The organism is Aminobacter carboxidus (assembly GCF_014863355.1).
In the GTDB taxonomy this organism is placed as follows: domain Bacteria; phylum Pseudomonadota; class Alphaproteobacteria; order Rhizobiales; family Rhizobiaceae; genus Aminobacter; species Aminobacter carboxidus.
Window position 1 is genome coordinate 204,790 of the sequence record NZ_JACZEP010000004.1, and the last position, 11,477, is coordinate 216,266.

Here is an 11,477-nt window from a genome sequence, read left to right on the forward strand (position 1 = left end):
TCATCGCCGCCGATGTCTTCGGCGCGGATCGCGCTATACTGGTATCGACGCGCATCAATGTGGATGAAACGCCATGCACGGACCGAACCCCGCGATCAAGCACCCGATACCGATGCACAAGCGTGTCGGTTTCCTCAAATCCCTCGTCGACGCCGAGAATATCGAGATCGGCGACTTCACCTATTACGACGACCCCGATGGTCCGGACCTGTTCCAGCAGAAATGCGTACTACATCACTACCCGTTCATCGGCGACAAGCTGATCATCGGCAAGTTCTGCGCCATCGCCGAAGGTGCACGCTTCATTATGAACGGCGCCAACCACGCCATGTCCGGATTTTCGACCTATCCGTTCAACATTTTCGGCCACGGCTGGGAGGACGGCTTCGACATTGCCACCTGGCAGCAGGAGGTGCGTGGCGACACTGTGCTCGGCAACGACGTCTGGATCGGCATGGAAGCGGTGATCCTGCCCGGGGTCCATATCGGCCATGGCGCCATCGTTGCTGCGAAATCGGTTGTCAGCAGGCACGTACCGCCTTATGCGATCGTAGCTGGCAATCCTTCCGTCGTGGTCAAGAAGCGTTTCGACGACAAGACCATCGAACGGCTTCTGACGATTGCCTGGTGGGATTGGCCGGTGGACAAGATCGGCCGCAACCTCAAGGCCATTCGCGGCTCGGATATTTCTCTGCTGGAGGCAGCGGCTTGAACGAACATACGACCAATCGCACGGTGGATGCCGAGCTCTTCAAGCGCCCTTGGGTTTTCATCCGCGGCGTGCCAGCCATGAAGTTCCTGCCGCCGGAAGGCCCGCCGGAGATCGCCTTTGCCGGCCGTTCGAATGTCGGCAAGTCATCGCTGATCAACGCGCTGGTTCGCCACAGCGGCCTGGCCCGCACCTCGAACACGCCGGGGCGCACGCAGGAGCTCAACTACTTCGTTCCGGATGGCTTTTCCGGCGAGGCCGGCGACCTGCCGCCGATGGCGCTGGTCGACATGCCCGGCTACGGCTACGCCCAGGCACCAAAGGAACAGGTCGACCAGTGGACCAAGCTGGTGTTCGACTATCTGCGCGGCCGCGTCACGCTCAAGCGCGTCTATCTGCTGATCGATTCCCGCCACGGCATCAAGAAGAACGACGAGGAGGTTTTGACCTTGCTCGACAAGGCGGCGATCTCCTACCAGATCGTCCTGACCAAGACCGACAAGATCAAGGCCGCCGGCGTGCAGCCGCTGATCGAAGACACGCTGTTGAAGATCAAGAAGCGCGCCGCCGCCTTCCCGACGGTGCTGTCGACCTCGTCCGAGAAGAACGAAGGCCTGGACGAGTTGCGCGCGGCAATCGCGCTGGTGGTCAACGGCGGCTGATCCACAGCCGCCGTCGGGTACTTCAGGAGGTAAGCGGCATCAGGCCTGCGTCACCTCATGGACGACCTGGTAGTAGCCTGGCACAGCGCTCTCGATCAGCGGCCCGACCTTTGCGATATGCTCGGCGAAACCTTGCGTCTGATGCACGCGCTTGTGATCGGCGACCGAATCGAACGTGCTGATCATGATAGCCGTATTGCCGTCGATCGAACGATGCAGGCGGCTGCCTCTCCAACCCGGAACGTTCCCGACCGAGCGACCCAGATTGACCTTCTGCAGGGCGATGAACTCGTCCAGCTTGCCCGGCTTCAGGGTGAAGATGTTGACGAACGCCACCGGGCCGTTCAGTTCGTTCTCCACATTCTGGCTCATTGCTGCTCTCCTTTTTCCATTCTGGATCTCGTGAGAGCGCATCCATGCAACCTCAAGATATCTTGAGGTCAAGAGAAATTTTCATGAGAGGATCAGGCCGCGGCCAGTCGGAACGTCAGCGACAGGCCGTTGATGCAGTGGCGCTTGCCGGTCGGCGGCGGGCCATCGTCGAAGATGTGGCCGAAATGGCCGCCACAACGGCGACAGTGCACTTCGGTCCGGGTCATCAGCAGCGACGTATCGACATTGGTGCCGATCGAATTGGGCAGCGCGTCCCAGAAGCTTGGCCAGCCGGTCCCGGAATCGTATTTTGTCTCGGAGGCGTATGCGTCGAGATCACAGCCGGCGCAGTTGAACGTGCCCTTGCGGTGCTCCTTGAGCAACGGGCTCGTCCATGGCCGCTCGGTGTCTTCCTGGCGCAGTACGGCGAACGCTGCGGGAGAGAGGATTGCGCGCCACTGGGCTTCGGTCTTGGTGACCTCGAAGTTATCAGCCAAAGCCGGGTCGGCAATGGTTAGCCGCCTCGAGATCATGAAGCCGGCAACGATGGCGATCGCGGCGCTGCCCAACAGGAATGAACGGCGGTCCATAGCTTTCCTCCTATCCGACCATAGGCCGGTGCCGCATCACGGCGAAATCAACAGGGCTTGAGGCTCTCGCCCGTAGCGCCAAACAGACCACGCCCCGCAACGGTGACCGCTGCGGGGCGCTTTGCCGATTGCGCGAGCCTCAGGGAGCGACAGCGTCGCACAACCACGCTGCCCCCCGGGCTTACATCTTGGGCAGCAGAACCTTGTCGATGACATGGATGACGCCGTTCGACTGCTCGACATTGGCGATGGTGACGTTGGCGACGTTGCCGTTTTCGTCCTCGACCGTCACCTTGTCGCCGTCATACTTGGCAGTCCAGGTGCAGCCGCCGACGGTCTTGACGGGGTGAGCACCCTTGTCGTCATCGACCATCTTCTTGATGTCAGCCGCCATCGCCTTGGCGCCGACGACATGGCAGGTCAGGATCTTGGTCAGCTTGTCCTTGTTCTCAGGCTTGAGCAGGGTCTCGACCGTGCCGGCCGGAAGTGCCGCGAACGCCTCGTTGGTCGGCGCGAAAACGGTGAACGGGCCCTTGCCCTGCAGCGTCTCGACCAGGCCGGCGGCCTTCACGGCGGCGACGAGCGTGGTGTGATCCTTCGAATTCACCGCGTTTTCGACGATGTTCTTGTCGGCGAACATCGCGGCACCGCCAACCATAGGGTTTTCGGCATAAGCAACAGTGGCGAGAGCGGAAAAAGCACCGGCGAGCAAAGCGAGAGAGATCTTACGCATATTGTAACTCCTTGGGTTGTTTCCCGAATTGGAAAGGCACAAGAAGTTACGATGATGAGACTAGATAGTTTCACTTTCTCGCGAGAAATATTTCATTTCTTTCAGTATAATATTTGCCAAACCTCATAGATACGAAAGGCGCGGAGATAAAGTTTCAGCCTGTTTCGATTTCAGGCAACTTTTATCTGGATTAGATGTCACGCAGGTCGCCAGCGGCAACGACCGGGCCGGTCGGCTGACCGGTCGGCGAGCCGCCCGTCGGCTCGAGGCTGACGGCAAGCACAGCACCCGCAGCGAGCTTGCCGCGCATGTCCTGCTTGATCGGCATATGGATGGTCGCACCGGCCGGGATCACGCCCAGCGATACCGGAGGATTGCCGCCTTCGATCATCCACAATTCGAAGTCCTTGTCAGCACCACGTTCGCCGGCGACATGGGAGAGGCCGACCTCGCCGGTAAAGGCGTCGTACATGACCATGTACTTGACGTCGCTGCCATCGGCGGCAAGCGATGCGACGCGCCGCTCCTGCGGCATCTCGACGGGCGGATTGATATAGGGGACAGCGACATAAAGCGCGAGCGCGGCGACTGCCGCCGTTGCCAGGCCGCGCCAGAAGGCAAGGCTGGCCCACAAGCCCGCGGAGCCTTGCGCGCTCGGTGACGTCGCGGTAGCGGTGAACAGCCTGCGGTCGATCGCAGGCTTGACCGAGGCCGGGGCTTCGATTTCCGGGTAGGCTGCGGCGAGCGGTGCGAAATGCACCTCCCACTGGTCGACCACGCGGGCGAAACCAGGCTCGCCGTCAATGCGGGCACTGGCCTGACGCCGCTCGTCGGCAGGCAGGACGCCGAGAACGTATTCGGCAGCGACCAGATCGTCACCTCCACGTTCCTGTCCATTGTCTTGCGCGAGCGTCATCTTTCCAGACATTCCCTAAGTTTGAGCAGGCTGCGGCGCAGCCACGTACGCATGGTGTTGAGCGGCACGCCGTGGCGGTCCGCGAGTTCGTTATAACTCTCCCCCTTGAGATAGGCGCCGCGGACCGCGGCCGCCTTGTCCTTCTCCAGCTCTTCCAGGCAGCCATGGATGCGCTCGGCCTCGCCGCCCGCCACTGCTGCAGCCTCTGGCCCCGGCCCCGGATCCGCAACCTCGAGCGCCTCGTCTATCGAGAGAGGCGCCTGACGCCGCGCCCGTATGCGATCGATCGCATGATTGCGCGCGATTGCTACAAGCCACGAGATGGGGCTGAGATCAGAAACTGCGAAGCGGTCCGCTTTCGTCCAGATCTTGACGAAGACCTCTTGCAGCGCTTCCTCGGCATCTGCCCTGTCATTCAATACACGCAAACACACCCCGAAAAGTTTCGAGCTCGTCTGCCGGTAGAGCAAATCGAAGGCCGCACGGTCCTTCATCGAGGTCCGAACAATCAGCTTGGTGATGTCCTGCGGCGTCATGTCCGCCAAGTTACGTTGCGCAAAACTATTTGCAACTCCTGTTTAGATTGCCGGGCGACATGCAACCATTTTCGGGCCGCTGGGGCATGCACTACATCAGGGCCAATGCCATCGAACCATTTGCTCCCTGCCCGGTTTCCGGCTAAGACCGCGCCGACCTTTTCCACCGATCCGGGACCATGCCGATGACGACGAACGTCGCCGCCACCGCCGAAATGCAGGCCGCCCTGCTCTCCGCGGCCTTGCCCTACATGCAGCGCTACGAAAACAAGACGGTCGTGGTGAAATATGGCGGCCACGCCATGGGCAATGTCGAGCTCGGCCGCGCCTTCGCCCGCGATATCGCACTGCTCAAACAGTCGGGCGTCAACCCGATCGTCGTTCACGGCGGCGGCCCGCAGATCGGCGCGATGCTGACCAAGATGGGCATCGAATCGAAGTTCGAAGGCGGCCTGCGCGTCACCGACCAGAAGACGGTCGAGATCGTCGAGATGGTGCTGGCCGGTTCGATCAACAAGGAGATCGTTGCCCTCATCAACGCCGAGGGTGAATGGGCGATCGGTCTGTGCGGCAAGGACGGCAACATGGTCTTCGCCGAAAAGGCCAAGAAGACCATGGTCGACCCCGACAGCAACATCGAGAAGGTGATCGACCTCGGTTTCGTCGGCGAGCCGGTCGAAGTCGACCGCACGCTGCTCGACCTGCTGGCCCGCTCGGAAATGATCCCGGTGTTGGCGCCAGTCGCGCCGGGGCGCGACGGCCACACCTACAACATCAACGCCGACACTTTCGCCGGTGCAATTGCCGGTGCCGTGAAGGCATCGCGGCTGCTGTTTTTGACCGACGTGCCCGGCGTGCTCGACAAGGACAAGAAGCTGATCGACGAACTGACGGTCGCCGACGCCAAGGCGCTGATCAAGGACGGCACCATTTCGGGCGGCATGATCCCCAAGGTCGAGACCTGCATCGAGGCGATCGAGCGCGGCGTCGAGGGCGTTGTCATCCTCAACGGCAAGACCCCGCATTCGGTGCTGCTCGAGCTATTCACCGAGCACGGCGCAGGCACGCTGATCGTTCCGTAAGGACCAGCTCCAGATGAAGTTCGTCTGGATTGCCGAGCCGCCCTTCAACTATCTGGAGGACGGCAGGCTTTCAGGCAGCGACGTCGAACTGGCCCGCTACATGTTCGCCGGCATCGGTGAAACCTTTGAACCGGTAGAGACCAGTTTCTCCGAACTGCTGCCCGGGCTTGCAGACGGTCGCTGGGACGTGACAACTGGCATGTTCGCGACGCGCGAACGTGCCGAACGCACCTTCTTCACCTTGCCGATCTGGGCCCTGCGCGACGGACTTCTGGTCCGCGAAAGCAGCGGTGACCGCATCGCCGGCTATCGCAGCCTTGCCGCTCTAGGCGGCAAGCTTGCCGTCCTCGCTGGCCAGGTCCAGGAGCACACTGCCCTCGGCCTCGGGAGCCGTGCCGACAACATCGTCATCTTCCAGGACTATGACGATGCCGCGCAGGCCGTCGCCGACGGAACCGTCGATGCATATGCCAGTGTCGAGGTCGCGCATCGCGAACACATCTCCCGGCATAGCGGGACGGGCTTGGCCTGCGTCACCGTTCGGACCTGTGAGAGGGTGCCGGCGTCGGGCGCATTCGCCTGCCGCAGCCCCGAGATTCGAGAGCGTCTCGATGGCGTGTTGGGCGGCTTTCTCGGCACGCCGGCTCACGCGGCACTTCTCGCTCCGTTCGGGCTGACGCCTGAGAGCTGGCCCTGACAGGCCGCTATCCCCGCAAATGCGCAAGCGGCACGTGGCCCGGGCCCTTGATATTCTGCAAAACCAGCTGGGTATGGACGTCGCGCACGCCTGACAGCCGCATCAACCGGTGCATGACGAAGGCGTTGAGGTCGTCGACGCTCGGGACCATCACATGCAGCAGGAAGTCGTAGTCGCCGGTCATTGTCCAGCAGGCCGAGACCTCGTCCATACGCTGCACCGCGGCGATGAATTTGTCCGGCGAATCGTCGCTGTGGCTGACCAGCCTGACCTGGACGAAGACCTCGACCATCAGCCCGACCGCACGGCGTCCGATACGGGCGGAAAAACCCTTGATGACGCCGGCTTCCTGCAACGCTTCGAAGCGCCGGGCGCAAGGCGTGTTGGACAGGCCGATCTCCTGCGCGATCTCGGAAACCGGCTTGCGCCCATCGCGCTGGAGAATCTCGAGCATCTTGATCTCGAACTCGTCAAACTGAGGCATCTTCACCCTTCCTGAGAACTCCTTGGGTGAATATACCTCAAATCGAGAACGAAAGCGCGCAAACAGGTGAATTCCGCTCGACCCCAACGCTTATGATTCCTCATCAAAGCTGTTTCCGGGGAGGATCGGATATGAGCGTAAGCGTTCAAGACTATGCACAGGAGTGTGCGGCCCAAGGGCTGCGCGGCGACTACAGCGTCTGCCGGGCGGATTTCACCGTCGAACAGAAGTACGACTACAGCGCCGCCGAGCAGGATGTGTGGCGTACGCTGTGCGACCGCCAGACCAAGCTGACCCAGCGGCTGGCGCACAAGTCCTATCTCGACGGCATGTCGGCGCTCGGCCTGGTCGACCGCATTCCGGATTTTGACGAGGTCAGCGAAAAGCTGCGCAAGCTCTCCGGCTGGGAGATCGTGGCGGTACCTGGCCTGATTCCGGCGCAACCCTTTTTCGACCATCTCGCCAACCGCCGCTTTCCCGTCACCAACTGGCTCAGGACGCGCGACGAGCTCGACTACATCGTCGAGCCCGACATGTTCCACGACTTCTTCGGCCACGTGCCGGTGCTGAGCCAGCCAGTGTTCGGCGACTTCATGCAGATGTATGGCGAGAAGGCGACCGATCTCATCGCGCTCGGCGGCGACGAGATGATCACCCGGCTCTACTGGTACACGGCCGAATACGGGCTGATGCAGGAACCCGGCCAGCCGCTCAAGGCGTTCGGCGCCGGCCTGATGTCGTCCTTCACCGAACTGCAGTTCGCGGTCGAAAGCTCTGACGCCCATCGGGTGCCGTTCGACATCGAGACGGTGATGCGCACGACCTACGAGATCGACAAGTTCCAGCGCGCTTATTTCGTGCTGCCGTCGTTCGAGACGCTGAAGGATGCGTTCCAGAACGGCGATCTGGCCGGCATCATCAAGCGCTGGAAAGCCGAGCCGCCGCGCGATCCCGCGACGATCTAGGCTCTCAGCCCAAGGCGAGCAGCACCAGGATGCCGCCGACAATCAGCACGCAACCGGCTATCTCGAGCCGGTTGATGCGCTCACGGAAGAAGAAGACGCTGGACGCGAAGGTGAACAGCATCTCGATCTGGGCGAGCGACTTGACGATCGCCGCCTGCTGCAAGGTCATTGCCATGAACCAGCCGAACGAGGCCGAGGCGCCGACGAGGCCGGTGAACAGCGCTGGCCGCCAGGCCTTGGCGATGCGCGGCAGCTCGTCGCGCTCCTTCCAGACAATCCAGGCCAGCATGACCAGCGTCTGGAAGACGATGACCACCGCAAGCGTCACTGCCGCCTGCATCATGAAGTTCGGCCCGCCGAGCGCCAGCGACGCGGCGCGATAGGCAACGGCCGAAATACCGAAGAACGTTCCCGACGCCAGTCCGATCAGCGCGTTGCGGCTGAGCACCGACGTCACCAGCGTGCGCGCGGTGAATGCCGTGTGTGCGACCGAGATCAGCATCACGCCGAAGACGCTGATGGCGATGGCAGCGATCGCGCCTGATGTCGCGCGTTCGCCGAGGAACAGCAGCCCGAACAAGGCCGCCTGCGCAGGTTCGGTGCGCGAATAGGCGGTGCCAACGGCAAAGTTCCGGAACGAAAACAGGTGGATCAACAGGAAGGTCGCGGCGATCTGGCCAAAGCCGCCGACCACCGCCCAAATGAAGAACGTCCTGTTCAGGACCGGCAGCTCATAGCCGACGACGAAATGCAGCACGCCGACGAAGGCGAGCGCGAAGGGAAAACCGAAACCGAAGCGCACGAAAGTGGCGCCGGTCGTGCCCATCACGCCTTTCAGGTGCTTCTGCACCGCCGACCGCAGGTTCTGCAGGAAGGCGGCAGCAATGGTGATGGGGATCCACAATGGCATGATGGTTCAGTGTCGGCTGGGAGGCGACCGGAGCGGCCGCATGTCCGCATCTACAGCATCGCCTTGAAATTCGGAATTGATTTCAGCTCGATGCACCAATGCAAAGAATGGCGTGCCCGACCGGGCGCGCCATTCGACCCATTACATCTCTACGGGAAGCGCCTGTCTGTCGTCGACCGTCTGGCCGCTGCTGCCTTGTGGTGCTGCCGGCTTCAGGAAAAAGACCATTGCCGCAACGAGGGCGAATGCCGCAATTTCGTAGATCAGCGCATGCTCCATGGCGGAGACAAAGGCTATGTGCGGATGCTCGCTCGCCCTCCCGTCGAGCGTCGAAAAGAAGATCTGCCCCGTTACCGCTATGCCAAGCGCAGCACCGATCTGCTGGAAGGCCTGCACTGCGCCCGACCCCGAACCGGCATCGCGCGGCGGCACGGTCGACAGCACGGTCTGGAACAGCGACGAGATGGCGATGCCCATGCCGAACCCGCACATCAGCAGCGGCAGGACAAAGTGCCAATGGTCGACGGCATCGCCGACGCCGGCGACGACGAAGCGCAGCCAGCCCATGCCAATGCCCATGACCAGCGCACCGGCGACGATGCGCCGCTGGGGCCAGCGGCTGCCCAGCCGCCCCGAAATGACCGAGGCGATCAGCACGCCGATGGGAAACGGCACGGTCGTGAGCCCGGACTGCAACGGCGTCAGCCCGAAACCGGTCTGCAGGAACACGGCCAGCACCAGGAAGAAGCCCGCGACGCCCGAAAAGAACGTCATCGTCATCACGGAGCCGAGCAGGAAATTGCCGTTGGTCATCAGGGCCACCGGCAGCAGCTGGCTTTTCTCCCCCTTCGCCCGCGCCTTCTGATGCAGGAAGAAGCCGGCCATTGCGACGACGGACAGTGCGATCATCACAAAGGTCCACACCGGCCAGCCATAGGCATGGCCCTCGATGAGCGGGAACACCAGCAGGAAGACAGCCGCACTGGCGATCAGGATGCCGAGCGGATCCTGCGTCAGCTCAGGCCGGCCTGGCATGTCGGGAATGAGTGCCCGCCCGGCAATCACCGCCAAAATGCCGACCGGGATGTTGACCAGGAAGATCGGCCGCCAGTCGAGGCCAAACAGGTCCGCGCTGATCAGCATGCCACCGGCCAAGGGGCCGGCGACAGAGGCGAGGCCCGCCGTCAAGCCAAACAAGGAAAAGGCAAAACCGCGTTCCTGCGGTGGAAAGATCACCTGGGTGATCGCCAGCACCTGCGGCATCATCATTGCGCCCGCGAGCCCCTGCAGCACACGCGCGACGATCAAAGTCGTCATTGTCGGCGCCAGGCCGCACAGGGCGGAGAAGACAGTGAAACTGGCAACGCCGATCAGAAACAGGCGCTTGCGGCCAACCACGTCGCCGAGCCGGCCAAACGGCAGCAGGCCGAGCGCGAAGGCCAGCACATAGGCCGCCACCACCCATTCGATCTGGCTGCTCGTCGCGCCAAGCCCTGACTGCAGGCGCGGCAGTGCTACGTTGACGATGGTCACGTCGATCAGGTTCATGAAGCCGGCCAGCAGCAGGATAGCCATTGCGATCCAGCGCTTGGGGTAGGCATCCTCGGGCGTTGCCGGCGAGCTATGAGCAAATGTCATTTCCGGTTCCTTTGACTGCCAAGCTGAGCCTGCCCAGGCATGCCCGCGAGGCCGACCAAACGATCAATGCAGCTATCCGCCTTCGAGATCGCATCAAGCATGCGGACGGATGTCGTTCAGAACCGCCTGAATTCGACAGGCTCGGAAAAAACGTTGCACCAGCCATTTGGCAACATCCGAGAACGACGCGTCGATCTAGAGCGAATCGTTCAGCTTTCTACATCAGAGCCTAGGTTTGGCGCCGACACGGACGAAATGGCCAGCGTTTTCGCGCAGGTTTTGCGTCGTTGCCGGCAACATCGGTGATCGCCATGCCAAAAAAGGACGGCGACAAATGCCGTCGTCCCGAGGCAAGCCACGTAAGGTTGGAGCGCCGTCAGGCCGCTTCAGGCACGCCCATGTCGAAGATGGCGCGGTTGCGTCCGCGGCGCTTGGCCTCGTAGAGGCGCTTGTCGGCGGCGCGCATCAGTTCCGAGACATTGGCCTCGGACTCGCATCTGGTGCCGCCGATGCTGACCGTCAGCGGCACGGCCGGCTCGTCATTGGGCTGGAAGCGCAGCCGCTCGACTTCGCTGCGGATACGCTCGGCGACGAGCTTGGCCTCGTCTTCCGAAGCGCCGACCAGGAAGGCACCGAATTCCTCGCCGCCGATGCGGCCAAGGATGTCGCCGCTGCGCACGCCGCGGGTGATCGCGGCGGCGATCTGCAGCAGGGCCTGGTCGCCGGTCAGGTGGCCGAAGCTGTCGTTGATCTGCTTGAAGTGGTCGGCGTCGATGATCAGCAGGGCGCCACGATCCGACTTGCGTCGCGAACCGTCGAGCGCGGCGAAGAAGTTTTCGCGGTTGAGCATGCCGGTCATCTCGTCGCGACTCGCCTTTTCCGACAGGCGGCGATGGGCGGCGGCGAGCTGGGCGTGGGCGCGCATCAGATCGTCGTGGGCGAGCTTCAGCTTCCTCTCCTGCAGGAAGGTGAAGAAGCCCAGTGGGGTCGCAATGAACAGCGGACACAGCAAGCACATCAGCCAGCCGATAGCACCGACTGTTCCTCCCAGTGCCGGCACGATCGTCAAGACCAGTGCAAGCGAACCCAAGATTGAAACCAAGGTTACAGCGGCTGTTTTAAGAATGACGATTTTCATTTCGACTCCCTGCCGGTTTTGAAATGCCAGCATCAACTGAAGGTC

The 11,477-nt window shown here is 62.2% G+C and carries 14 protein-coding genes; 5 read left to right on the plus strand and 9 right to left on the minus strand.

What is annotated here, in order from left to right; genetic code table 11:
* Positions 1 to 73: 73 nt before the first annotated feature.
* Positions 74 to 712, plus strand: a complete 639-nt coding sequence (locus IHE39_RS15240) for a CatB-related O-acetyltransferase (RefSeq protein ID WP_184773383.1) — start codon at positions 74 to 76, stop codon at positions 710 to 712.
* Positions 709 to 1,371, plus strand: a complete 663-nt coding sequence (yihA, locus tag IHE39_RS15245) for a ribosome biogenesis GTP-binding protein YihA/YsxC (protein ID WP_192567058.1) — start codon at positions 709 to 711, stop codon at positions 1,369 to 1,371. The genes IHE39_RS15240 and yihA overlap by 4 nt, the downstream gene beginning before the upstream one ends.
* A 39-nt stretch (positions 1,372 to 1,410) precedes the next feature.
* On the opposite strand, the gene IHE39_RS15250 is transcribed toward yihA, so the two are convergent.
* The 5 genes from IHE39_RS15250 to IHE39_RS15270 all read right to left on the minus strand — a co-directional run bounded on the left by IHE39_RS15250 (position 1,411) and on the right by IHE39_RS15270 (position 4,518).
* Positions 1,411 to 1,743: an antibiotic biosynthesis monooxygenase family protein gene (locus tag IHE39_RS15250; protein ID WP_192567059.1), complete on the minus strand. Its 333-nt coding sequence runs from the start codon at positions 1,741 to 1,743 to the stop codon at positions 1,411 to 1,413.
* A gap of 92 nt (positions 1,744 to 1,835) precedes the next feature.
* Positions 1,836 to 2,333: a peptide-methionine (R)-S-oxide reductase MsrB gene (gene msrB, locus IHE39_RS15255; RefSeq protein ID WP_192567060.1), complete on the minus strand. Its 498-nt coding sequence runs from the start codon at positions 2,331 to 2,333 to the stop codon at positions 1,836 to 1,838.
* A gap of 181 nt (positions 2,334 to 2,514) precedes the next feature.
* Positions 2,515 to 3,066 carry a fasciclin domain-containing protein gene (locus tag IHE39_RS15260; protein ID WP_184773377.1) on the minus strand — a complete coding sequence of 184 codons (552 nt, stop codon included), beginning with the start codon at positions 3,064 to 3,066 and terminating at the stop codon, positions 2,515 to 2,517.
* A 190-nt stretch (positions 3,067 to 3,256) separates the two neighbouring features.
* Complete coding sequence (locus IHE39_RS15265) at positions 3,257 to 3,982, minus strand: anti-sigma factor (protein WP_184773375.1); 726 nt, start codon at positions 3,980 to 3,982, stop codon at positions 3,257 to 3,259.
* A complete protein-coding gene (locus tag IHE39_RS15270; protein WP_184773414.1) occupies positions 3,979 to 4,518 on the minus strand; it encodes a sigma-70 family RNA polymerase sigma factor in 540 nt (179 codons plus the stop codon). Before IHE39_RS15270 ends, IHE39_RS15265 begins: the two co-directional genes overlap by 4 nt.
* Before the next feature lie 179 nt (positions 4,519 to 4,697).
* On the opposite strand from IHE39_RS15270, the gene argB reads away from it, so the two are divergent.
* Together argB and IHE39_RS15280 are read left to right on the plus strand one after the other, a co-directional pair.
* Positions 4,698 to 5,600, plus strand: a complete 903-nt coding sequence (argB, locus tag IHE39_RS15275) for an acetylglutamate kinase (protein ID WP_172582946.1) — start codon at positions 4,698 to 4,700, stop codon at positions 5,598 to 5,600.
* A 13-nt stretch (positions 5,601 to 5,613) separates the two neighbouring features.
* Complete coding sequence (locus tag IHE39_RS15280; protein WP_192567061.1) at positions 5,614 to 6,297, plus strand: transporter substrate-binding domain-containing protein; 684 nt, start codon at positions 5,614 to 5,616, stop codon at positions 6,295 to 6,297.
* Between the two features lie 7 nt (positions 6,298 to 6,304).
* On the opposite strand, the gene IHE39_RS15285 is transcribed toward IHE39_RS15280, so the two are convergent.
* Positions 6,305 to 6,781: an Lrp/AsnC family transcriptional regulator gene (locus tag IHE39_RS15285; RefSeq protein WP_184773371.1), complete on the minus strand. Its 477-nt coding sequence runs from the start codon at positions 6,779 to 6,781 to the stop codon at positions 6,305 to 6,307.
* A gap of 131 nt (positions 6,782 to 6,912) precedes the next feature.
* On the opposite strand from IHE39_RS15285, the gene phhA reads away from it, so the two are divergent.
* Positions 6,913 to 7,746 (plus strand): phenylalanine 4-monooxygenase, encoded by an 834-nt coding sequence (gene phhA, locus IHE39_RS15290; RefSeq protein ID WP_184773369.1) that lies wholly within the window; start codon positions 6,913 to 6,915, stop codon positions 7,744 to 7,746.
* A gap of 4 nt (positions 7,747 to 7,750) precedes the next feature.
* Here phhA and IHE39_RS15295 read toward each other — a convergent pair whose 3' ends face one another.
* The 3 genes from IHE39_RS15295 to IHE39_RS15305 form a co-directional block, all read right to left on the minus strand.
* The gene (locus IHE39_RS15295; RefSeq protein WP_184773366.1) at positions 7,751 to 8,656 is read right to left on the minus strand and encodes an EamA family transporter; all 906 of its coding nucleotides are present in this window, start codon (positions 8,654 to 8,656) and stop codon (positions 7,751 to 7,753) included.
* 141 nt (positions 8,657 to 8,797) lie between these two features.
* A complete protein-coding gene (locus IHE39_RS15300; RefSeq protein WP_246471380.1) occupies positions 8,798 to 10,294 on the minus strand; it encodes an MFS transporter in 1,497 nt (498 codons plus the stop codon).
* 376 nt (positions 10,295 to 10,670) lie between these two features.
* A complete protein-coding gene (locus IHE39_RS15305) occupies positions 10,671 to 11,432 on the minus strand; it encodes a GGDEF domain-containing protein (RefSeq protein ID WP_184773364.1) in 762 nt (253 codons plus the stop codon).
* Between the last annotated feature and the right edge of the window lie 45 nt (positions 11,433 to 11,477).

What these genes read in the sequence shown, in the direction of transcription:
- IHE39_RS15305 (WP_184773364.1), bottom strand. Translation starts at nt 11,432, where the DNA reads ATGAAAATCGTCATTCTTAAAACAGCCGCTGTAACCTTGGTTTCAATC.
- IHE39_RS15300 (WP_246471380.1), bottom strand. Translation starts at nt 10,294, where the DNA reads ATGACATTTGCTCATAGCTCGCCGGCAACGCCCGAGGATGCCTACCCC.
- IHE39_RS15270 (WP_184773414.1), bottom strand. Translation starts at nt 4,518, where the DNA reads ATGACGCCGCAGGACATCACCAAGCTGATTGTTCGGACCTCGATGAAG.
- phhA (WP_184773369.1), top strand. Translation starts at nt 6,913, where the DNA reads ATGAGCGTAAGCGTTCAAGACTATGCACAGGAGTGTGCGGCCCAAGGG.
- IHE39_RS15240 (WP_184773383.1), top strand. Translation starts at nt 74, where the DNA reads ATGCACGGACCGAACCCCGCGATCAAGCACCCGATACCGATGCACAAG.
- argB (WP_172582946.1), top strand. Translation starts at nt 4,698, where the DNA reads ATGCCGATGACGACGAACGTCGCCGCCACCGCCGAAATGCAGGCCGCC.
- IHE39_RS15250 (WP_192567059.1), bottom strand. Translation starts at nt 1,743, where the DNA reads ATGAGCCAGAATGTGGAGAACGAACTGAACGGCCCGGTGGCGTTCGTC.
- msrB (WP_192567060.1), bottom strand. Translation starts at nt 2,333, where the DNA reads ATGGACCGCCGTTCATTCCTGTTGGGCAGCGCCGCGATCGCCATCGTT.
- IHE39_RS15280 (WP_192567061.1), top strand. Translation starts at nt 5,614, where the DNA reads ATGAAGTTCGTCTGGATTGCCGAGCCGCCCTTCAACTATCTGGAGGAC.
- IHE39_RS15265 (WP_184773375.1), bottom strand. Translation starts at nt 3,982, where the DNA reads ATGACGCTCGCGCAAGACAATGGACAGGAACGTGGAGGTGACGATCTG.
- IHE39_RS15260 (WP_184773377.1), bottom strand. Translation starts at nt 3,066, where the DNA reads ATGCGTAAGATCTCTCTCGCTTTGCTCGCCGGTGCTTTTTCCGCTCTC.
- IHE39_RS15285 (WP_184773371.1), bottom strand. Translation starts at nt 6,781, where the DNA reads ATGCCTCAGTTTGACGAGTTCGAGATCAAGATGCTCGAGATTCTCCAG.
- IHE39_RS15295 (WP_184773366.1), bottom strand. Translation starts at nt 8,656, where the DNA reads ATGCCATTGTGGATCCCCATCACCATTGCTGCCGCCTTCCTGCAGAAC.